The organism is Parabacteroides sp. CH2-D42-20, assembly GCF_003670185.1.
Classification (GTDB): domain Bacteria; phylum Bacteroidota; class Bacteroidia; order Bacteroidales; family Tannerellaceae; genus Parabacteroides; species Parabacteroides distasonis.
Genome location: NZ_RAYG01000015.1, coordinates 64,062 through 87,978 on the forward strand (window position 1 = coordinate 64,062; position 23,917 = coordinate 87,978).

At 50.2% G+C, this 23,917-nt stretch carries 8 protein-coding genes; all 8 read right to left on the reverse strand.

Features of this window, described 5'->3' with window-relative positions:
* The 8 genes from D7V92_RS11055 to D7V92_RS11090 all read right to left on the reverse strand — a co-directional run bounded on the left by D7V92_RS11055 (position 1) and on the right by D7V92_RS11090 (position 23,827).
* The gene (locus D7V92_RS11055; RefSeq protein ID WP_121772879.1) at positions 1–5,229 is read right to left on the reverse strand and encodes a hypothetical protein; all 5,229 of its coding nucleotides are present in this window, start codon (positions 5,227–5,229) and stop codon (positions 1–3) included.
* Positions 5,230–5,262: 33 nt separating this feature from the next.
* On the reverse strand, positions 5,263–11,610 hold the full coding sequence (locus D7V92_RS11060) for a hypothetical protein (RefSeq protein WP_121772880.1): 6,348 nt from the start codon (positions 11,608–11,610) through the stop codon (positions 5,263–5,265).
* A 152-nt stretch (positions 11,611–11,762) separates the two neighbouring features.
* Positions 11,763–12,518: a DNA-binding domain-containing protein gene (locus D7V92_RS11065; protein WP_121772881.1), complete on the reverse strand. Its 756-nt coding sequence runs from the start codon at positions 12,516–12,518 to the stop codon at positions 11,763–11,765.
* Positions 12,519–12,853: 335 nt separating this feature from the next.
* A complete protein-coding gene (locus D7V92_RS11070) occupies positions 12,854–14,182 on the reverse strand; it encodes a hypothetical protein (protein ID WP_121772882.1) in 1,329 nt (442 codons plus the stop codon).
* 303 nt (positions 14,183–14,485) lie between these two features.
* Positions 14,486–15,136: a porin family protein gene (locus tag D7V92_RS11075; RefSeq protein WP_121772883.1), complete on the reverse strand. Its 651-nt coding sequence runs from the start codon at positions 15,134–15,136 to the stop codon at positions 14,486–14,488.
* Between the two features lie 82 nt (positions 15,137–15,218).
* Positions 15,219–18,908: a phosphoribosylformylglycinamidine synthase gene (gene purL, locus D7V92_RS11080; protein WP_121772884.1), complete on the reverse strand. Its 3,690-nt coding sequence runs from the start codon at positions 18,906–18,908 to the stop codon at positions 15,219–15,221.
* 179 nt (positions 18,909–19,087) lie between these two features.
* Positions 19,088–20,683, reverse strand: coding sequence for a RagB/SusD family nutrient uptake outer membrane protein (locus tag D7V92_RS11085; RefSeq protein ID WP_121772885.1), 1,596 nt, complete (start codon positions 20,681–20,683; stop codon positions 19,088–19,090).
* 27 nt (positions 20,684–20,710) lie between these two features.
* Entirely contained in the window at positions 20,711–23,827 is a 3,117-nt protein-coding gene (locus tag D7V92_RS11090; RefSeq protein WP_036614972.1) for a TonB-dependent receptor, read from the reverse strand.
* Positions 23,828–23,917: the final 90 nt, after the last annotated feature.

The window sequence follows — 23,917 nt, forward strand, 5'->3', positions numbered from 1 at the left end:
TTATCTGATATGAATTTTAGTCTGATTGATAATATAGTTGCCGGTAGGTAATGGTATGCGGGTCGTCCCGATAGCTACCTGCCGTTTAATGATTAATTGCCCGTTCAAGCTATATATACTGATCTCGGAGGCTTTACGGCTCTCTATTACGAGTGTCTCCCTCTCGCCATATAATCTGTAATCGGATAGGCTCTCCTCTTCCGCTACCCCTATCTCATTGCCAGTGGGTAGACCGGCTAAACGGAAACTGGCATTAGCGGCAGCGAGTCCGGACTCTACCAGCAGATAAGCGGTAAATGGCCGTATGCTCCGGGGCTTTTCCGTGGATACTCCATCTTGCCGGATGAACTCCTGACCTTCTTTGTCCAATAGGTAGAACGAGGTGGTCATGATTCGATCTCGGAGCGTTCCGGTAGCCATTAGTTCCACCTGCTTATTATCCGGTAACGTGGCCGGTAGAGAGGCCCGGTTGAGGAATTGGTTGCCTGCCGAGATAAAGATAAGCCGTCTTCCGGTATTTCCTCCTTCGGTGGATAGGTCTTGCGGTACGGCGATGATATACCCTTTATTCGCCAAGATGCGCTCCTCGTCTACATAGGTAAACGTGTGGTCGTCCTGTAATGATTTCAGCCAAAAATGCCCACCTGTACCGGAAGCTAGGTATGGGGAGAGGGAAACGGACTGTCCGTTTATCTCCGCTGTGATATCTCTCGGTTCAAAGGGGAGCGAGAAGGTCTCCCAGCGATTCGGCTTATCGAAGCTTTTTTTATAGCGGATACCTTCTGTTGCCAATATGCGGTCTCCGGTTACGAGTTGTGAACCGTCTCCCAAGGTTAGGCGGCGTATAGTCCCTAATTTTCCTTGGGTGTCGATTGTCAGTGTTACGCCGGAGGCGATCTCTATGTCCGCATCCTTGTAAGTGGCATCATTCCAAGTCTCGTTATCGTTTACCAAACGGAAAGGATAGGCCTTCAATATCGTATCGTGCCCTGTGCCAAAAGGTCGTACGAGAGCCGTATAAGGGACGTTATCCGCCACTATCCGTAAATCTTCCTCTTGGATTATCTCGGGTAACCAGAAATAGGCGGTTCCGTCTAGGTACGACAGCTTTCCTTTATCCCCGGAGGTCAGGAAATGATAGGACAGATGATCCGTATCCCGTACGGACAGCCCATCTATCATCATCCGGTATACCTTGCCGCCGTCATGGATTACGGTAGCGGCCAGACGAACCTCTTTGGCTATGACCAGATCCCCGTCAGTCAGGAAGGTTCCGTATACGATTCCCTTCCCGGTCGGGTCCGTGATCCGGAGAGAGGCTTTGCTGTTGATATCAAAGGCCGCGTCAGCGGTGGCGGCAAGGTTGTGCTCTCCTAGGTCGATCGTTATTTCTCGGGATATCATGAGGGTTCCCCGCAAGGTAATGTCATGTGTCAGGTTGATGATTCCGCCTCCTGCCTTGTTCGCCGCTTCTATGGCGCTTGCCAGCGTGGGATAATAAACACCGTTGAGGGAGGCCACGTTATTGCCTGCTTCCATATCGAACTGGTTGTTATGGGTAGCCTGCACGATCACCTCGGTAAGCGTCTTGGTCTGTTCCAGCTCGGGACGGGTTATGGTCGCCTTGAGATCGTGTGTACCGGTCACGGGCTCCAGCCAAGCGTAACCTACCGCTTGCCCTAGTGAATTCTTCTCTCCGATAAATCGCAGTTCTCCGCTTTGCGTGTCATATTGATAACGGGCGGCCTCGGTACCTTCCGGCAAGAAAAGGCGGGTACGATAAACGGTTACGCCATCCATGCGTACGAGGCCGGAGATCGAGATCTTGGACGATATGTTTACATCCTTTGTTACGTTCAGGTTCCCGGCGAGGGTTCCTTGCCCGGTATCACTGGTAAGCGTAAGGCTCCCGGTTCCTTCTGTCCGCAGCGTGGCCGCCCCTTGTGCGGTTAGCGTATTCCCTTGCAGGTTTAACGTGATTTGTTGGCCGCTAGCAGCGGAAAGCGGTGAATTGAAAGTGGTGCTTTGCTCTAAGGTAATGACCGCCTGTCCGTTACCGGCATGTGCGAAAGCCTCTTCGAGGGAGGTATAGGCTTGGTTGCCGATCCGGGCTACGAGATCCGGTTTCTTCACCGTTACCGTATTACCATGTGAGGCCGATATTTGTACGCCGGTAGCCGTATAGGAATCGCCATCGATGATAAGGCGCAGGGTTCCGGGTTGGGTGCTGAGAGGTAACCAGAGGCAGGCCGTGTTGTCCGACAAATAACATGTTTGCGTTTCTTCCCCGTTCCATTGCCAAGAACAGAGCCTGTCGGAAATAGGCACGTCGCTTTTCACGATCGCCAATACGCGGTACAGCAAAGGATTGCTACCATCGGCGGAAGAAACATTTCCGATATTCCCAGCCGGGATATCCCGTCCGATATATACGTTCCCCCGGATGCGGAAATTCCCCTCTATACGTCCTCGTCCTTCCTTGTCGCCTATAAAGAGGCAGGCGTTAGGGGCGGAGGCATCCAGTACACAATTTGTGGCGGTTACGGTATGCCCGTCCAGCAAGAGTTCGGTATGTATATCCTTACCGATCGTATGGGTGTGCGTGGTCTGTCCGCTGAATTGTACGTCACGGCTCAACCTCAACAGGCTTTTATCCATGTTGCCGGCTGCGTTCAAGGCCTCGTGGAAGGTTTCGTAAGGAATTCCTTCAGTAGGCTTGTCGATATCCTTGCCATCCGGGAATAGGATCGCTTCCGTATCTCCCTCTTTCAAGGAAATCCGGTTGTCGTGATGGGGTAATATGCTGACATCGTATTTCGTTTTGCTTTGCTCCTTTCCATCGACATCGGTAAGGAGCAGGGTGAGAGGAGCGGCCGCATGCGCAGGTTGCCAGAGATAAGCTACCGGTTGCCCGCCTTCGTTCAGCTCGTATAAGGGCCGTGCCTTCGTCTGGTCATAGCTGTAGCGGAAGTTACTGCCGGAGGTAGGTAGCTCCATGCGCATCCGGTATGCCTGGCGTCCGTTCTCTAGGATAGCGGCGGTAAGAGCCACGGTATTATCGATGATTACGGTGGAGGAGACTTGTAAGGTTCCATTGATATCTCCGTTGTAGATGTGCAAGTTTCCAGCCCCCGTGAACGCGGCCTTGCCGGAGCAGGCCAACTGTTGTCCGTTTAGGTCGAGTGATAACGTGAGGTCATTACCGAAACCGATATCTTGGGTTAGGAAAGTTCCTGCGATCAAGGTAATCTTATCCTTATCCTTGGCGGCGTTGAACGCCTCCTGTAACGATCTGTACGAGGCATTGCCGATCTTCGCTACCACACCCGGTTTCCGCAGGATGACTGTGTTCGAGTGCGTACCGCTGATCGTTACGCTAGTTGTCCGGTAGGTCTTATCGCCTATTCGCAAGGTAACGTCCCCTTGTCCGGTAGGTAACCACAAGCAAGCGATATTATCCCGGAGATAACAAGTACCTGTCTGTTCTCCCCATGTGTAGGGATAGATCCCGTCGGTGGGTTTCTGGTCACTCTCTATCGTGGCGAGCAGGCGGTAGAGTTGTGTGGGCGTATTTCCCTGTTGCACGACTCCGATATTGCCGGCTATCGTTTCCTTACCGATATACACGTCTCCGGCGATACGGAGATTTCCGGTGATGCGTCCGGTTCCCCGGTCGGAGTGGATGATGAAGGCGGCTCCTTCTGCGGAAGCGTCTAGCAGGCTGTTGGAAGCGGTTATGGAATGGCCATCCAAATGGAGGGTCGTTATTACGTTCTGATTGAGCTTGTGGGTGTCATCGCTACCGAATTCCACGTTACGGCGCAAGAAGAGATGGCTCCCATTTTGCCGGGTAGCGTCACTCAAGGCATCATGGAAGGAGGCGTAATCCGTTCCCGTACCTGTACCTTCGGCGTTATTGTACAGGCTTGCCTCGATCGCTCCTTTACGGAGGTCGATGGTGTTGTCATGGTTCGTCTGAATGGCTATATCGTAAAGCGTAACAGCCTTCCCGTCGTAACTGAGGACGAATGTCATCGGGCTGTGTGAGACCATCCAGCGATAAGCGATAAGCTCGCTTTCCTCCATGGAAGGGGTGAGTTCCTGTCCGGTCTCGTTGGCATAGGTATAGGCCACGGTCTTACCTTCTGCGTCGGTGGGTAGGATCAGGCGGGTGCGGTAGGCCTGCTTGCCGTTTCTCAGGATCGCCGCCGTGAGGGGTACGGAACTCGCCACTTGGCAACGATCGTTTATGGAGAAGGTACCCGTTACCCGTCCTCCGGCGGTTGTCCCTTTCTCGATAGTGAAGCTTCCTCCCTCGGCCGGTTCCATTCCGGCCACGCCGGATGACGAGAGAGTGAACCCGTTTAATTGGAGGACGATCTTCCCGGTTGGTTTCACCACCTCGTTCAGCACGGCGTTATTGATAAGTGCTACCGTGCCCCCGGTGGTCCTCACTACGTCTAGGGCTTTCCCCAGTGTCTCGTATACGTTCCCGTTCACTTCCGCAACGTTAGTTACGGTACCACTGCCACTATCTTGTTTGGCGCAGGTAATGACTGTGTTGGCATGGAGCGTGACGGCGAGGGGAGCCGTAGCGTAGCTCTCGTTAGTCCCCCCCTTGGGGATATAGCTGAACTGGATCGTTTGCGTGGCTACGCTTTGCGTGAGCCAGCAACAAAGGACACCGTCTTTCTGCGTGAAACGAGTCACGGCCTGTTTACCGTACGTAAGGTTACTGACCTCACCGTCATTGGAGGGCAGTTGTACCAATACCCGGTACAGGTTGACGGCGGGCCGGGCGGCGTCCAGCACGCTGATTCCCGTAAGATTCACGTCGGCCCCTGCGAAGAAGTTACCTTCGCCGCCTAGTTTGAACGAGCCGCTGTGCCGAATCTCCGGTTGCCCGGTCATATAGAAAGTCTTATCCTTACCGATGGTGAATTGGGCGTCAGTGGTAAATACCAGTGGTAGGCCACCTAGGGCCAATGTGGTCGTATAATCCACCGTTACGGCTTTCTTTACTGTAGTGCCGTTCACCAAGGTGATGATCTGCCCGTCTTGATTCAAATCCTCGAAGGCGGATTCCAGCGAGTTATAACTCTTGTTGCCCATCGTGGCGATCTCCCAATTGAAATCAGGCCCCTCATCGGGTGGTACCAAGGTACCCTGGGCATGACCCCGTAATAGGGTCACGCAAAACAGGAATAGATATATCAGTTTTCTTCTCATGTTTACTTGTATTTAGATTGTATATAATTAATGTTAGTCTACCCATACCTTCTGCCGGTTCACGATATAGATACCCGTAGGCAGGAATACGGTACGTTCGCCGTAATCAAGCTTGAAGCTCTCTACGGGGAATCCGTTCATCGTATAGATACGCACGGTGACAGAACGCCCGGTGGATACCGTGAGCGCGCCCCGGCGGGTGGATACCCGTAGCGGCTCGCCCGGTACGATGGTTTCGGTGGCGGTAGGTATCCCGGCCATACGCAACTCCGGGGTCACGGCGGTAGTGGCGGCATCCGCCAGCAAGTATCCGCGGAAAGGACTTATAGTGGCGGTATTGACCCGTGTAAAGGATTTCCCGTCAGCTTTCAAGACGTAGCAGGGTTGGCTTACCTGTATCTCATCCAGCGTCCCGTTAGCGTAGGCGGCGAATCCGCTGGCGGGCTTCACGGCCAGTACCTTATCCCGGCGGAGCAATTGGTTAGCGCCGGAGACGAAGGTAAGCTCCTTGCCTCCCAGATCGTTCGGCACGGCGATCAGGTAGAACTGGTTGGCGGTCATCTCCGGGCTGTTCACGTTGATAAGCGCCCCGTTGGTGCTTACCATACGTAGCCAGAAGTTTCCGGCGTTGCCGTTTCCGTAGGCGGGGCTAAGGATCGTCGTCGCTCCCGCGTCGGTTGCCATCGTGATCCGTGATGCCGTGAACGGCAAGGCGATAGATTCCCATTTTCCAGCCGTTATCGCACGAACGTAGCGGATGCCTTCCGTAGCGATCACCTGCCCCTTTCCGGTCACTTTCGCCCCGTCACGCAAGAGCAAGCGGTTCAAGGTAGCCTTGGTTCCTTCCGGCAAGGTCAATACGGCGTTAGTACCCAGCTTGAGGCGGGTGTTGGCGTAGGTGGCCTGCCAGCTACCGGCGCCGTCTAGCGTCTTCACCTCATAAGCGGTCAGCGTGGTATTATGGTTGGACAATCCGGCGGGGATGGTTACTTCATGATTCGTCTGTATCGTCCGGTCTTCCTCCACCTTGGAGGTGGTTACCCAAAGACATTGGGTATTCGTCTCGTCGTTGTTATTGTCGAGGTCGGCGTAGGAGAAGTTGTGGGTTCCGGGCGGTACGTTCAGCGGCAGGTTGGTGATTAGCAAGCGGTGGTACGGGGTTCCTCCGGCTGATCTTACCGTGCCGATGCCATCGCCGGCCACGTCTTGCCCAACGTATAGGTTACCTCCGTTCAGCTTGATACCCATTTTCAACTTCCCGTTACCACCTTGACTCTTCACGGTGAGGGCGGTACCGCTACCGAGGGTCAGCGCGCTAGCGGCGGCGCTACCGTTCAGCTCGTATTTACCCAGCTCAAGGATAAGGCTTTTCCCGTTCAAGGTATAGTCGGCTAGCGAAACGGTCTTCAGCAACTCGATCGTATTGCCGCTTACGGCGGCATCGAGGGCGGCTTTCAGCGTGGCGTGTTCCTGCGTACCGATCCGTGCCTCGTTGTTGCTGCCGCCCAGCGTCATGTCGTTGTCGTGCTTGTTGGCGGAGATCTGGTAACCGGTTACGGTCATCGTCTTGCCTCCGAGGGTAAAGGTATAGACCTTCGCCGGGTCGTTGTCGGCGGGTAGCCAGAGGCATACCTCCCGGTCGATCACGGGATAGGTCATGCCCTCGAAGGACACTTGGCTGACGCTCACGGGCTGGTAGTTCATGTTCAGCGTGGTGCGCCAATAGAAGGGGCTGTCGGTATCTCCCTTGTATACGTTGCCCGAGAGCTTGATATAGCTAGGGATGAATACCTGCCCCGTACCTAGCATACGGAGGTTGACCTGCATCGTGCCCTTCATCCCGGCGGTGCCGTCGGATATGGTGAGGCGTGCACCGTTCTGCGCCTGTATCAGTCCTCCGGAGGCGCTGGTCAGGTTCTTGCCGTCTAGGTTAAGGGTGAATTGCCCGCTTACCGTGAGGGTACCGGATACGGATACGCCCGTGAGCAGATGTACGGTGATATCCTGCGCTCCCCCGGCGGCGTAGGCCTTGCCCGCTGCCGCGAACGCTTCGGGTAAGGTATTATAGGGCTGGTTCGTGGACGATCCGGCCTTGGTATAGGTAAGCCTTGCCACTACGCCCACGGGGCTGGCGGCGATGGCCTCGGTACGCTGGGTTACGGTGGTGATGTTGCCCGCCGTGTACTCAGTGTTCGAGCCACCCGTTCCGCTTACGGTGAAGCGTAGCTCCTCGCTCCGTCCGTAGTCCGGTAGCCAGAGGCAGGCCAGGCCGTCGTGCAGGTAGAACGGCATGTTCTGCTGCTCGCCGTAGCTATACGTATAGGTGTTGCCCGTGGCTACGGGCAGGTCTTTCACGAGGGTGCGGAACACGGCCTTGCCGTTTAGCTCCACCACGGCATCGGTCAGTGGCACCACGCCGGTGATGAACACGTCTCCCGCTATCTTCACGGTGTTCTTGATATTGCCCTTGCCCGATATTTGCAGGTAGGCGCCGCTGGCGGAGGCGTTGAAAGCGACATCGCTACCGTTCTGGGCTGCTATCTCGAAACTGCCGAGGTCGAGGTAAGCGTCCGTATTGGCGGGCACGGCTTGCACGGTGCGCAGGTTGTTGATCCGGGTAAGCAATTGCAGGTCGTATACGCTATGCGAGAGGTCGGTCCCGGCGGTCATGGCGTCGAAAGCGTCGCGCAAGTTGCCGAACGCGGCTTGTTTCTTGTCCGTACGATGGGTCATGCGGATCACGATAGGGGCCACGTTATCATCGGTCTGGCGTACCTCGGCCACCTCTATCTCGGTCTTCTCGTAGCTTACGGGATGGGTGAGGGTCACGTTGGTCTTCGCGTCGCTCAGTTTCTGCTCGGGCAGCCAGCAATAGACCTTGCCGGCGTTGTCCGGCAGGGCTATGAAAGGCGACGGGTCGCATCCCGTATAGGTGCATTGGTAGGGTTGGTCGGGATTCAGTCCGGTGGTCACGTCCACCCGGTATACGGGCGTGCTCTTGCCGCCGATGGTATTCGTAGGGCGTGCCTTGCATAGGGCGTCCACGCTTCCGGCCTGTATCCGGACGGTTCCTTCTAAGGCGCCGGTGGCGGTACCATCGCCGCTACGGGCCACCAAGGTACCCCCGGCTATGGTGAGAGTGCCGGAACCCTCGGACAGGATAGCCGGGCTGGATAGGGTTCCGTAGGTACCCCCATACGTGTAAAGCCGTCCTTTGCTGTCGGTAGAGGGGTCGCTTAGGCGGACACTGCCGGAAGCGATCTTGATGGCAGGTTCCGTACCGCTCGCGCTGGCTCCTCCCCGTAATTGATTATCTCCCTCAAGGGCTATATCGGTAGCGGCGTTCACCAGTACGGCGGCTTTTTGCCCGGAGGGACGGATATTTACGTTCCGCAGGTTCAGGTAAGCGGTACCGCTACCTCCGTTGTTGACGAGTATCTGGAAATTCTTTCCGTTATCCGGCGTGGCGGTGCCGAGGATGGACAGGCGGTTGGTGGCCGAGATACCCGCCGCCGGCGTGGCGGCATAAGGCTTGGAGCCGTAGGATACGGTGGTCGTTGTCGTACCCGGGGTCACCTTGATATCGCCAAAAGCGATATCGAGGCGTGCCGACGCGGTAGCGGTATTGTTGTCGTGGCTCATCCGCACCTCCACCGATGTGGTAGCTACCGGCTCGTTGACGGTGGCTAGGATATCGGCTATCGTCGCCTCTTGCTGCCCTTGGGGTAGCCAGAGGGTGGCGCTTCCGGCGGAGGCGGAATAGGCCTTGTAAGCGGTATTCGGCTCCTCTGCCCGGTAATAGGCCACCATCGGGGTTCCCATATTGGTGGGCAGGCCGCTTACGCTGACCCGGTATACGGGCTTGCCGCCTAGGGTGGGGGTTCCTAGCTGGTTGGAACCTAAGACAGAGTAGAGGCATCCTTCCAAGGCGTATGTTCCGGACAGGCTACCGGTACCTTCCAGTTTCAGCACGCCCTTGCCGGACGAGAGCAGGGTGTTCTGCCCGGTGGTGAGCGTATAGCCACCCAAGTTCAAGATCACTATCTTGCCGGCTTGTAGCTTGGAGAGGGTGGCGGTGGTGTTCGCCGGCAAGGTATGGGCGGTCTCCATCTTGACGGTCTGCCCGCTGGTGGCGGCGGCGAAGGCGTCGGCCAGGCTGCCGTAGATGGCGGAGCCGATGCTGGCCACTACCGGAAGGGCGGTCAGCGTTACGTTATGCGCCGTGAATGTGGCGGCGGGAATCGTATAGAGGGTGGCGGCTGTCGGTTTGCTACCCTTGAATACGATATCCTTGCTCGTGGCGGGCATCCAGAGGTGGTAATTGTTGCTGATGGTCGTGGTGGTAAACAGGTGTTCGTTTACCTGCGTCCCGCTGGCGTATTCCATATTCGATAGCGTGCCTATGGTGGCGTTCGGCAGGATCGCCCGGAAATACTGAGTATCCACCAATTTCACGACGGGCTTGCCGGAGGTGATATTCGCCGTGGGCGGAAAGGTCCCGTTCTTGGCCACTAGGGTGAAAGCGCCGCTGAGGTTAAGGGTACCCGAGGTCTTCACGTCCTTATAGGTGGAAGTGTTGGTGGCGCTTAGGGTAAGGGTATTCCCAGCGGTTCCCGTAAGGCTTATGGTACTCCCGGACTCAACTTGCAAGGCGTGGTTGCCGGTCGATGTCAGATTGTTCGTACCCGCTACCGTGATATTCGCCGTCGTATTCCCGGTTACGTTCAAGGGCAGGGTATTGCCGCTGATGTTGAGATCCTTCAAGATGACATTTCCGGTGGCGCCGTTATTGATGATCACGTTGTTTCCGCTTGTGGAGGTACCCGTGATGGTGATTGGCGTACCGAAGGGGCTGGCGTACGTGTTTGAGTGGTAGGTTACGTTTTGCGAACCTCCAGTACTCGTACTGATCGTTACCGAATAACTAGCTATGTTGAATTCTGTAGGGTATACGGTAAACGATTGGTGATGTTCCTCTTTTACGTTTACAGTCGCGGTGTATACGGCATTGTTCGTGTCGGTGATCTTTACGGCCTGTTCTCCTGCAGGAAGCCACAGGGATAGATCAGTCCCACTTTGGCGGAAGTTGCCGGTTTCTATCCCGTTGTAGGTTATTTTTTTAACAGTTCCGACAGGAATGGTTGTTGTACAATAATATACGGGTGTGTTTTTCTCGTCTTTCATGACTCCAGCGGGTAGCTCAATATAATTATCCAGCCATACCTTGCCTTTTACCTTGATATTTGCGGTATTTGGTGTACCTATTCTGAGTTTTATGGAATATGTGGAAGCATCAAGTGTTAGACCCTTTGAGGAGGTCTTAAAAACTTGGCTAATAGGATTACTATCTGAAATTACGATATCCCTTCCGGCTTTCAGCGTTCCTTCGTGGAAAGGATAATTATCGGCATACAATCTGATATCTTTGGTAAAAGTGGCATTTAATGTTTGATAATAAGTCTTCACATCCCCATCTATGCTATAGGCTGCCCCTAAATTGCCCCAATGACTTACATTGAAAGGAATGCCGTTAATTGTGCCATACGATGGCTGAGTAACTCCGGAATTCGACATAAAAGGGAGCCTTCTTTTACTACTGGAAATTTCATAGCTATCCCTAACCTTCGTATAGACTTTGTAGGTGGTCCCATTAAAATTACAATCGACAAAGTCCTTGTTCTCAATTTCATATCCTTGTACATTTTCGATATTTAGGAAAAAATATTTTTTGTTGTAGATTAAGTCTGTAGGGTCTAGTACGACGAGAGCGAAGTCCGGTATATCGATGCGGGATGGGCCGTGGTCTCCACCTGATGTTCTGTATTTAAGATAAAGACTGGCTCCATCCTTTAGCGTAAGAACATTCTTTTTACTATATTGAGGCTGTCCGACTCCTATGCCAGATGAATATTTATTACCATTGGCCTCTACATATACCGCCCCCGATATTGTTATCTTACCCATATTCTCTTGCATAGAATATACTCCAATTGCGGGAGAATCAGAGCGTAGGACGTTACCCAACTCTACATTTGCTATTAAAATACCCGTTTCACCTGGATAATTTGTTATGATTACTTCATATGGGTCTGCTACATTGATTGCTGGTCGGGAACTCGAAGCTTTTAGGCTGTTTTTTCCTCTTAGTTGTAAGGTCACCGTACCTTCTATCCGAAGGCATAAGCCACTTGCCGTTACATTATCAAGCGTATAAGTGCCGGTTTTCAATATTTTTGTTCCATAACTACCATTCGATATCGTCGCCCCCGGCGTTAATGTCTCATCTTGTCCCCACGCTTCCGGGCATCCAATTCCCAGAAACAAAAAAAGCAACCAGATCGTTAGTTGCTTTACGTGGTTCCCATGTCTAATTTTTCTCATATTCTTATCTCCATTTTAAGTTGTCATGATTGATTGAAATTCTCCGCGTCGGGTGCAACGGTGTCTCCGTACCGGGTGCAGAGGTGTCTCCGGTGTGGAGACAGGGTTGTTTCCGAGGTATCGATAAGCCTATCGACACCCCGGAGAATGTATCAGATCTCGTCGGGACTCTCGCTGTCGCCTCCGTTATCGGCCTCACCTACGTGTACGGATATGGTGATAGACCGGGGAGTTTTCAGCAGGGATTTTCCTTTCATGTATTGAGTGCAGATCGTCAGGTCGTAGTTGCCGTCTGGCAGTCCGGTGGGCACGAGGAAGATCAACTCGGAAGGATTGTTCACGGCGAACATGTCGGAGGTGAGCTTCACCTGCGCTTTGGTCTCTGTGTTCACGAAAGTGATGCCTACGGCTGGATCATCGCCCTCCACCTTGAGGTATGCGCCGCGGATGGCGAAGTTGCGGCCCGGTGTCATGCTGCCGTCGGTAAGGCCGTTGCTGCGATCCTCGGTATTGATCACGAACATAAGGTCGGCTTTCTCGCCCTGTATGTCGATCTCCGTCTTCTGGATTTCCTCCCGCAATACCTTGTCTTGGGTAAAGGATACGTAAATGTTGTTTTTCTCAGGGTTCCAGCGCCCTTTCTCGATCAAGCCCGTGAAGCGGGGTACGGCGTAGAATAAGCCGGTGTTCACGTGGTATCCGTTCATCAATAGGCGGGCGATGACCCGCTCGTAAAGGGTAACTACATGTACCAAGGTCTCTTGGCGCAAGCCGGTGTCTTCGGCCCTCATCTCCTCGTACACCTTGTCGAGCCCGATCTTTCCGGCGGGATCCAAGATGAGGATCTTGTCGTTCGGGTCTTTCGTCACGGTGTTCGGGGCGATCCATCCTTTTAGTTTATTCAGCATATAACGTTGTTTTATTGGAGATTAGATACCTCCGTGGTTTATTGATTTACAATTCACTCCCTATGAAAACGACTAATGAAAACCTTCGTTTACGTTAGTCGTTTTCATAGGGAGTTCAGAGGAAGAGGATGGTTTTAGATAAATTGATGAAAATCAACAATTATTCGGCAAAAAGGGTTGCTTTTTGGATTATAATATTTAACTTTGCAAACGAATGAAAAAAACGAACGTTTATGCTAGTCATTTCTATCGTTTGTTCAATTTCTAGTATGAATAATCTTACATGTAAGCCTAGAATCATAGAGGTATAAAAAGCAAAGATAGTCCGTGACTTCCTAGGGTTTCCAATCAAGTGCCATGTAATGGGCTAATGCTCCGTCTGACGCAAATATACTTTTATCCGCGTTGAGCAATTTATAATAAATAGCGGTCAATTTATCGTAATACCCATCCGTTTTTGGATCTTGCGGATAATCAAGATCACAATTTGAAAGCCATTCTTGAATTAAGGATTTAGCCTTGTACTTTCCTATATCCTCACTGGACATCGCAAATTGTATAATCCATTTCCTATATATGGGGAAATACTCTTTGCTATACATGAAACTGCGGCTAGGTAGCTTGTCTAGTTCCGCTAAAACAGAATTCATTGATATGTATCCCGAACTGGGCATTAACTTATCCAAAGCCGTATATACTCGAAAAGGCTGGTCGTTATAGTCATGGCCTTCGATATCCTCAATTTCCTCGGACCAATTGATAAATGCCCCCGCTAAAGAAAGAAACGATAATACCGGATCAGACATCCTTATAGCCTCTACCAAAGTCTGGATAATCTCATTCCATGATTTTGCTAGCGCTGGCATAGGTGGTTTTATCTTCAAGATCTCATTGACTAGATCCTTGACGGGAACGGTTCCGAATCCTTGCAGAGCGGGGTCCGATAGTAATTGCTGAAAAGATCCCCGGATAAATCCGATTGAACTATTCCATGCGCCATCTCCTACCCAAAGATTACCCAGGTTATTATGCGTGATTGTCCATATTGTCCGTAGGGCGGCATACTCGGTGGTTTGTGCCGTATGCCCTTGGGTAGTAATCCATGTGTTTAATGCTCCTAATGTATCACCACCCACTGCCTTGAGATCCTCGTATCCCTCTTCGATCGCTTTCCCTAAAGTGCTGGATGAGATGATATGCCGCCTATGTTCTCCCAATCCTACAGGTAGATCGCTTTGTACGGACGTGGTGAAAGCAGGGCGGGCACCCATGTTCTTGGGTCCCATTATTGAACCTCTGATCGTACGCGTCAGTACGCCTTTATCCCATAGTGCGCTTGTGAACGCTTCCCAATCGTCATATTCAATTACTTCATTCTTACCCAAGTCCTCGTTAACCAATTCCCACATGGCTTTGGTACCCGTGTCTTTATACTTGAATTTTTGAAGGGCGAGCATCAAGTTCCTCCTGAACTCCCGGCCGGAATACCTCTCGATTGAATAGGTCGTGCCCTCTACTTTGATTTGCCTCTGTATCACGTCGCTTAGATGGGCTTGCGCCAAGGTCTGTGGCCTGTTATCAATCCAGTTTATGCCGGCTGTCCTCTGTACGGATGGAAAGTTATTCGTACGGGATATCCTTTTGTGGGGCTTGTAGTCTCGCATAAGAGGTGTTTTAGATGTAGGTTGATAAATGATGGCAATTTATGGAAATATTTTGGATAATAGCCGTAAATATCCCGTATGTTTGCGAGTGAACATATAAAAAAATTAACGATGAAGTATTTAGATCCAAAGGCCGACCTTATCTTAAAGCGTAGATTCGCTGTAAAGTCTATTATTTTCCTTACGTTTGTGATATCACATTTTCGATTGTTGCGCCAAAAGGCGAATTTCGTGGTTTTCTATCATAAAAAAGCCGATAACTTTCATGAATATCGGCTTTTTGTATCGTATTTATCTGAATTGTTAAAACCTCCAGCCAATATTCGCTTGGAACACGCCGTTGCGGACGGTAGACTCGTCCGCCATAAGGGGGAAGTAGTTGGTTTCGCCCTCGATTTGGATGTCTTTGTATTTTAATACATCGGTTAAGCCGAAGTTGTAATTCAAGGTGAAAAAGAGACCGTTCTCGAATTGATAGCCACCACCTACGCATAAAGAGAAGTCGAAGGGGTAGAATAGCTTATCTACGTTGACGGCGACATACTCTTTCTTGTGTCCGTCTAGCTTGAATTTGTTATGTACGTTGAAGCCTAACTGAGGGCCGGCAAATATGTTCAAACCTTTATAGACGTATGCTTTCGCATAGATCGGGATGTTAATGTAATCGTTGTTGAGATTAGCGGAGATGTATTCCCCTCCATAATTATGTTTTTTCGTGGCACCTTGCATGGAGTAGTAAACACCGGCTTCCACCGCGAACATATCGTCTGGAAAAATATACTCACCGCTAACGCCAACGTTCGCACCGGAACGGGCACTGCCATCTAGCCCCATAAGTGTGGCTAAACTGAAACCTACCTTAGGCATGAAATGAAATTCCTGCGCTTGGGCTTTCATGGTAGAGAAAATGGCGATGATTGCTAATAGGAGCGTACAGATGTAGTTCTTCTTCATAAGTCGATATATATTATATAATGTATAGGAACAGGGGTTGTTTTTAAGGTTCAAAGAACGCTAAAAACAACCCCTGTTATTTTTACTTATTATTCTCGATCCACTTGCGAGCGTTCACGAACGCCTCGATCCATGGAGTGACCTCGTCGTTCTCCTTACGGTCGGCGGGGTAATAACCGCACTGCCAAGGGAAGATCGCACGTTCGGGGTGAGGCATCATAGCTAAATGGCGGCCGTCCTTTGAGCAAACACCGGCAACGGACCAAGGAGAACCGTTCGGATTGGCGGGATAGCCATCGTAGTTGTATTTAGCGATGATGTTGTACTCCTTCTCCTCGTAGGGGAACTCGAACTTACCCTCACCATGAGCTACCCATACACCCAACTTCGTGCCGCTCAAGGAGCCGAACATTACGGAGTTGTTTTTCGGGATCTCCAAGCTAACGAAGTTAGACTCGAACTTATGGGAATCATTGTGAACCATCTTATGCTTTTTCTCGTGCTCCGGATAAACCAAGCCTAACTCGGCCATCAACTGGCAACCGTTACAGATACCCATGCTCAACGTATCTTTACGTGCGTAATAGTTGTCGATCGCTTTCTTGGCTTTCTCGTTATACAAGAAACCGCCGGCCCAGCCCTTGGCAGAACCTAATACGTCGGAGTTGGAGAAACCACCGCAGAATACGATGAAGTTTACATCCTCCAAAGTCTCACGTCCGCTAGCCAAGTCCGTCATATGGACATCCTTCACGTCGAAACCAGCCAGATACAAGGCGTAAGCTGTCTCACGCTCGCATTGCGTACCCTTCTCACGGATTACCGCGGCCTTGATGCCGTTCGGAGTGCGGCGTTCCGCTGAGAGTCCGTAAGAAGAAAGCTTTCCGGTAAAGTCCTTGTGGAACTTGTACTGTACGGGCTGCATCTTATAGTTCTCGAAACGGTTTCCGGCACAAACGCTTCCGCTCTGCTTTACATCCAGTTTATAAGAAGATTCGTACCATACGTCACGCATATAGTCGATGCCGAAGTGATATTGGATGCCGTCTTTCGATACCAATACATGGCGCTCGTCGGTCGGTTTGGCGATGATGGCGAAACCTACGCCAGCTTCTTCCATCAACTTTTCGAATGCCTTCTTGTCCTTTACCTGAACCAAGATACCCGGATTCTCGGCAAACAGGATCTTCACGATATCGCTCTCGGAGATCTTATCCAAGTTGACATCCAAACCACCCTCTACGTTGGCGAAGCACATCTCTAACAGGGCGGTGATCATACCTCCCGCTGAGATATCGTGTCCGGCAAGGATGAGTCTCTTCTCGATCGCGTCTTGTACGGCGTTGAAAGCGTCACGGAAGTATTCCGGATCTTTCACGGTAGGAACCTCGTTACCCAGCTTGTTCAAGGCTTGGGCGAAGGCGGAACCACCCAACTTCAAGGTGTCGAAAGAGAAGTCTATATAATAAATGTATGTATTCTTGTCTTGAGCTACTACCGGAGAGACGATTTTCTTGATATCGCTAACCTCCGCACCTGCGGAGATAATCACCGTACCCGGGGCGATCACCTTATCGTCGCCATATTTCTGCGTCATGGATAGGGAGTCCTTACCAGTCGGGATATTAATACCTAAGCTGCAAGCGAAGTCGGAAGCGGCTTGTACGGCTGTGTACAGACGGGCGTCCTCACCTTCGTTACGGCATGGCCACATCCAGTTGGCACTTAAGGATACGCTCTCCAACTTATCTGTCAGCGGAGCGAATACGATATTGGTCAATGACTCGGCGATTGCCATAACGGAACCGGCGGCCGGATCAACCATGGCTACCTGGGGAGCGTGACCGATAGAAGTTGCGATACCTGCTTTCCCGCGGTAATCCAACGCTACGGCACCTAAGTCGCTCAACGGCAATTGTAATTCACCTTGACATTGCTGGCGGGCGATCTTACCGGTTACGGAACGGTCTACTTTGTTTGTTAACCAATCCTTGCAGGCTACGGCCTCCAATTGAAGTACGTTCTCCAAATAATGGTGAAGTTCGGATTCTTTGTAAACAACCGGTTGATAAGATTCAGTGACCGTATGGTCTGTCATAACCGTTCTAGGCGGTTTACCGAACATATATTCCAGCTTGATATCGATAGGTTTTACGCCGTCCGCTTGTTCGAAGACAAACTTCATGTCGTTAGTAGTCTCGCCTACCACATACATCGGGGCACGTTCACGATCCGCGATACGTTTTACACGGGCTACATCTTCTTCTTTCATCAATAAGCCCATGCGCTCTTGGCTCTCGTTTCCTACGATCTCCTTCGCTGAGAGAGTCGGGTCACCAATCGGCAATTTGCTCATATCGATGTGTCCGCCGGTAGCCTCAACCAACTCAGACAAACAGTTGAGGTGTCCACCCGCACCATGGTCATGGATAGAGACGATCGGGTTCTCGTCAGACTCGGCGATCGCACGGATCACGTTAGCCGCACGTTTCTGCATTTCCGGGTTGGCACGCTGTACGGCGTTCAACTCGATACCGCTTGTATATTGTCCCGTGTTTACGGAAGATACGGCTCCACCACCCATACCGATACGGTAGTTATCGCCACCGATCACAACCACTTTTTCGCCCGGTTCCGGATCGCCCTTCAAGGCATCACGCATATTCGCAAAACCTACACCGCCGGCAAGCATGATTACTTTGTCGTAAGCGTATTTCTTATCGTTCTCCGTGTGCTCGAAAGTCAATAAAGAACCACAGATAAGCGGCTGGCCGAAATGGTTACCGAATGTAGAGGCACCATTGGAAGCCTTGATCAAGATCTGCTCCGGAGTCTGGTATAACCAAGGGCGGGGGTCTAGTATCTTCTCCCATTCGCGAGCGCCTTCCGTACGAGGGTAAGAGGTCATATAGACCGCTGTTCCCGCTATCGGCAAGGATGCCTTACCACCGCCCAGACGGTCACGGATCTCACCACCTGTTCCGGTAGCGGCACCGTTGAACGGTTCAACGGTTGTCGGGAAGTTATGCGTCTCGGCTTTCAAGGAGATAACCGTCTTGATATCTTTTACGGCGAAGAAATCAGGTTTGTCACCGGATAGGGGAGCGAATTGCTCTACCGTCGGGCCTTCATTGAACGCTACGTTATCTTTATAAGCGGAAACCAATTTATTAGGGTTCTCGGCGGAAGTCTTCTTGATCAAGTTGAACAAGGAACTTTCTTTTTCCTCGCCGTCGATGATGAATACACCTCCGAATATTTTATGGCGGCAGTGTTCCGAGTTTACTTGAGAGAAACCGAACACCTCGCTATCGGTCAACTTACGTCCCAACTTCTGGCTTACCTCGTTCAAGTAAGCGATCTCCTCTTGGCTTAGTGCCAAGCCCTCTTGTTGGTTGTACACTTCCAAATCCTCAATATAGACAATAGGATCTGGTTTTTTACTGATCGTGAAGATCTCCTGATTCAAGCCATTGTAGATACGTTGTAACATCGGATCGTGATCCGCGTCGCCAGAAGAAACAGGAAAATATTCCTCAATACGGGAAATACCGGTCAGGCCCATGTTCTGGGTAATTTCAACGGCGTTCGTACTCCACGGGGTAATCATTTCCCGGCGTGGCCCTACGTACCAGCCTTCCAATGTTTCTGATTGAACAGGAGTTGCCTCGCTAAACAACCAAACCAGTTTTTGAGTGTCTTCAGGAGAGAAAGCGTGCGCGGCCTCTACAGCCAGCACCGTCTTTGTTGAAGATTGAAAGAATAGAATCATATCGTTGATTTATTAGTATTTATCACGAAATAACGAATAAGCCTCTTTTAGAGAGTGCAAAGATAATGATTTCCCGTGAATTATTATGTCAATACGTTTTAAAAGAAAAGAGGGCGGAACCTCCCGGTCTCGCCCTCTCATGTCCCCTGCATAGTAAAAAATAAGAGTGTGTCTATATTCTACCAGCCTGCGTTCTGTTGTGCGGCTAGCGTGGGGTTTCTTAATATATCATTCAATGGGATCGGCCAAATAAAGCGTTTATCTGTGTACGGGATGAACTGTTTGCTGTTGCCGAACCATTCTGCTTTCACTTCTCCACCAACAACGAATGCGCCTTGGTTCTTCACATTGTTGTATTCGATCTTTGCGGGAATACCACCGGACGGCAACAAGTCGTCAGCCGCTAAACGATGAATGTCTTCCCAACGGCGACCTTCACCTTGGAACTCAATGCGACGTTCCCAAAGGATAGCTTCTACCAGCGCTTTCGTGTTGGCGAAATCGCCAGCCTTATACGTTTGTGTAGCGGGGTCGGCCAAAGAACGGTCTCTTACTTGATTCAATTTCTCCAATGCGAGAGTCTTGTCTCCCGCACGTGCGGCAGCCTCGGCCTCGTTTAGCAATACCTCGGCATAGCGCAGGATCGGGGCATACTCTTCACGTGTTTGGGGATTCTGGTATTTATCACAGAAGTAATAATCGTCAGACGCACGATAAAGGACGAGGTTACGACGCTTGTCATCCCCTTTCCAGAATTTGGAGTTGTAAAGGGTAGGGGATGTCGGGCACATCGCACGGCCACCTTCACGGGCAGACATCATAGCGGACATAGCTCCATTTACAGATGCGTTATCTTGAGAGTCATTCGGAATGGAGAATATAGATTCCTGATTGTCTTTGTAAGAAACGAAAGGAGTGGCAGGATTGGTTTCCAGAATGAAACGTCCGCCTTCCAGTTTCTTAGCTTCAGTAACTACATTGTTCCAATCACGCATATGCAAATATACGCGCGTTTTCAATGCGATGGCGGCACCTTTGCTCGCACGTCCGATCTTATCAGCATCGATAATGTTCGGAAGCATGCTTTCCGCATTATTCAGGTCGCTTAATATCTGATCGTAAGTCTCCTTAACGGTAGAACGGCCTATGCTTTGTTGCTCAGCGAGTTGGCTGGGGTCGTTTACGGCTTTCGTGTAAATAGGCATACCGTAGTTATTGTTACCTTCTACGTTGTAGGGCAAGGCATAATGAATCATCAAGTTGTGATAGGTTAACGCACGTAAGAACAGGCATTCTCCTTTGTACTGATTCCCTTTCTCTTCGGTTATGACACCCGCAGCTACCGCGCCTTCTATACCGGCGTATACCGTATTATAGCGGTTAATAGCCTCGAAAGAGGTTTCCCACATCGCCACGTTATTAGCGGTAGTCAAGTTATAGGTTGCGGAATAGGTATAATCATAGAATTGGGCGGTTAGATTCATATCTTCACCGCGCATTTCGCCTTGCAATATACTGGCCGCTCCAAAAGGATAGCCGCGTGCCCAGCCATAATCATCCGGATTTATATACATACCACATTGTGCGGCATCATAAGCTCCGACTACGGCTAACTCGCAACGTTCTTCTGTCCCGTATGCCGTAAGCTCAGAGAATTTGTCAACAGGTTCAAGGTCTACGACGTCGCTTTCGCAGGCGGTGAACACGGGTAGCGAGAACAGGGCTGTCCCTAACGCTACTACTGAAATGTTTTTATATAATTTCTTGTATAACATAATTGTAACTTTTCTTAGTTTGTGAAATTAGAATGTAATGTTCGCTCCAAAAGTGAATGAACGTTGCTGTGGCATACCGTTCCAATCTACACCTAAACGAGAGTTTGTCTCAGGATCCAATCCGGAATAACCTGTGATAGTGAGCAAATTCTGTCCTTGAACATAGAAACGAATCTTTGTCATGTTCAGTTTGGATACGACCGCCTTCGGTAGTGTATAGCCTAAAGCTAACGTCGATAGTTTTAGGTAATTGCCGCTCTCAACGAAGTGTGAATCCGTATATCCATCATTGAATAAGGAAGAGGCGTCTCCATAACCGATTTTTGGAGTCATGCCGTCACCCGGTTGCTCTGGAGAAACCCAGCGGCCTAAGATTTCTGTTCCGTTGTTGGAGAAATCCATATTGAACAATGCGCTTTGACGAGAAGCGTTCATGATCTTATTACCTCCGGAGAAGCGGAAGAATACATTTAAATCGAAATTCTTGTAAGAAACTGTATTATTCCAACCTCCGTACCAAGTAGGCATAGATGAACCTAATACCTTACGGTCGCTAGCGTCCAAGGAAGATGCCTTGGAGACATCCGAAGGATTGGAAGGATCATATTCCGCATAGTCGTAAGAGCCGAATGTGTCGAATTGCACTAATGAACCGTCCGCCTTACTCCAGATCGGATTACCGTTTGCGGCGTTTACGCCGTAATAATCATATCCATATAAAGATCTATATGATTCTCCTTCACGAATAATTGTGTAATTGTCTACGATGTCTGTTCCGCCATATAAGCTCTTCACCGTGTTCTTAGCCGTGGAGAAGTTGAAATTAGTTTGCCAGTTCCAATCTTTGGTAGCGATGATTGTAGCGTTAACCGTCAACTCCATACCGGAGTTCTTGATCTTACCGATATTATCAAAATATGAGTTGTAAGGAATACCGGCGGTAGGTGCTGTAGGAACTTCCAACACCAAGTCTTTGGAGTTCTTTTGCCAATAAGCTAGCTCGAATGTCAGGCGGTTATTAAAGAAAGAGCCATCCAATCCGATATCGAAAGTCTCGGTTGTTTCCCATTTGAGCTGGCTGTTACCCATACGGTTCCAAGCGATAGCTGTATTCGATCCTGCTTTCTTCGCCCCGTAAGTTCCCAGATAAGGGAAATAATTCCCTAGGTCAGAGTTTCCGATTGTAGCGTAGCTGGCACGGACACGTAAGTCGTTAAACCAATCATTAATAGTTGATTCACTCCAGAATTTCTCGCGAGAGATACGCCAAGCGGCTGATCCTCCCCAGAATGTACCCCAGCGGGTATCTTTCGGAAGGCTGGATAAGCCGTCTGTGCGGACGGAGGCTCCGATATAATATTTACTATCATAGTTGTAATTCGCACGGAACATATAGGAGGCTAATCCCATAAACGTTTTACCTCCATATACGAATCTCTCACCGAATGTGTTAGAAATGATATGGTCGGTGAAGAAAGCATCGGATATTTGTTGCACGGTTGCGTCCGTGTATTCATATTCCGTATGGGTATACTCCTGTACCGCTGTCGCCGACACATTATGTACATCATTGAATGTACGGTTAAAGTTGATTACGTTTTGCCAGTTCCAGTTCGTGTATGTGGTATTGATTTCTTCCAATAAGCCGCCATAGCCGTATCCATCTCCTGATTCCGGGTTCCATACCATGAAGTCTTTAACATTCGAGATATCCAGACCGGCCTGTGTTTTTAATGTCAATCCGTCCATGAATGTGATCTCAGCCCATCCACCACCTAATGTGCGGGTATTAGTCGTACGGTTTACGTTATTGTCTAATGCCCAAACGATATTCTGGATGCCATTATCAATATAGGAAAGGTTGCTTCCGCGGCCTAATGTCTTACGGTTTTCAGCGTCGATATTGTAACCTGTAGGATCATCCGGGTTATATACGGATACGTTCGGTAGCATACGAGTACCGGCGAAACCTACGCCACCCAACGAGTTCTCGTTATTCATGACACCATTAACCCGGGTACGGGTCATCTGGCCGTTTAATCCAATGCGTAACCATTTTGTCGCTTGTTGTGTCAAGTCGGCCTTTAAGCTCAAACGGTTTAAATCATTGGCGCGAATGATACCATCTTGTTCCGTGAAACCTAATGATACATAATATTGGCTTTTATCCGTACCACCGCTAGCGGATAAGCTATGATTGTGCTGGAAACCTGTACGGAAAATATAATCATTCCAGTTCGTGTCCGGTCCGTTCGGATCGTAAACAGCCTGTCCTTTCATTCCCCAGTTCTCGTATTTCTCGTTAGCGATAGTCACGAAATCTTTCGCTCCCAGAAGATCATGCAATTTAGCTGCGCTGGCTGCGCTTACATAGCCATCGTAAGTTACTTGAGTACGTCCCTTGGAACCTTTTTTGGTTGTGATCAATACAACTCCATTTGCCGCACGGGAGCCATAGATAGCAGTTGCCGCGCCGTCTTTCAATATTTCAATAGATTCGATGTCATTCGGATTTATATCAGACATCGCGTTGTAAGAAGCGTAAGCCATACCTAGACCGGTTCCGCCATTGCCATTGTCTCCCGTGGCGATCGGCATACCGTCTACGATAAATAATGGCTGTGAGCTAGAACTGATCGTACTCATACCACGGATCTTGAATTGAGGGCCGCTTCCCAATACGCCACTAGGAGTCGTAACCTGTACACCAGCGGCACGTCCGGCTAATTGAGAGTCGAAAGACGCTGTTGCCAAGTTACTTAAGTCTTCACCGCCTACTTTAGATATGGCACTTGTCACATCCTTTTTTCTTTGAGTTCCGTAACCGACAACCACGACTTCATCCAAGTTCTGAGAGTCAGACTCCATCGTGACTTTAATGATTGGTTTTACTGCCACTTCCACAGATTTCATACCGATGTAGGAAACGATTAGCTTTTTCGCATTAGAAGGAACATCCAAGGTGAACGCTCCGTTGTAATCCGTTACAGTACCGGTAGTAGTACCAGCTACTACGATAGAGGCTCCAATGATAGGTCCATCGTCTTCCGCCGAGATAACCGTACCGGTCACCTTCGTAGTCTGAGCCGTTGCGAACGCTATACTTGCAAACAAGCATAGTAATAGATAAGTCAACCTTTTCATAGACACATACTTTTTGTTTAATTTGTTAATAAATAGATCGTTGTAATCAATTGTTGCCACTTAGTCGATTGACTTAGTTTCCGAAGAACT

Bases quoted from the DNA above. Each gene is read 5' to 3' on its own strand.
- D7V92_RS11055 (WP_121772879.1), bottom strand. From the start codon at position 5,229: ATGAGAAGAAAACTGATATATCTATTCCTGTTTTGCGTGACCCTATTA.
- D7V92_RS11060 (WP_121772880.1), bottom strand. From the start codon at position 11,610: ATGAGAAAAATTAGACATGGGAACCACGTAAAGCAACTAACGATCTGG.
- D7V92_RS11065 (WP_121772881.1), bottom strand. From the start codon at position 12,518: ATGCTGAATAAACTAAAAGGATGGATCGCCCCGAACACCGTGACGAAA.
- D7V92_RS11070 (WP_121772882.1), bottom strand. From the start codon at position 14,182: ATGCGAGACTACAAGCCCCACAAAAGGATATCCCGTACGAATAACTTT.
- D7V92_RS11075 (WP_121772883.1), bottom strand. From the start codon at position 15,136: ATGAAGAAGAACTACATCTGTACGCTCCTATTAGCAATCATCGCCATT.
- purL (WP_121772884.1), bottom strand. From the start codon at position 18,908: ATGATTCTATTCTTTCAATCTTCAACAAAGACGGTGCTGGCTGTAGAG.
- D7V92_RS11085 (WP_121772885.1), bottom strand. From the start codon at position 20,683: ATGTTATACAAGAAATTATATAAAAACATTTCAGTAGTAGCGTTAGGG.
- D7V92_RS11090 (WP_036614972.1), bottom strand. From the start codon at position 23,827: ATGAAAAGGTTGACTTATCTATTACTATGCTTGTTTGCAAGTATAGCG.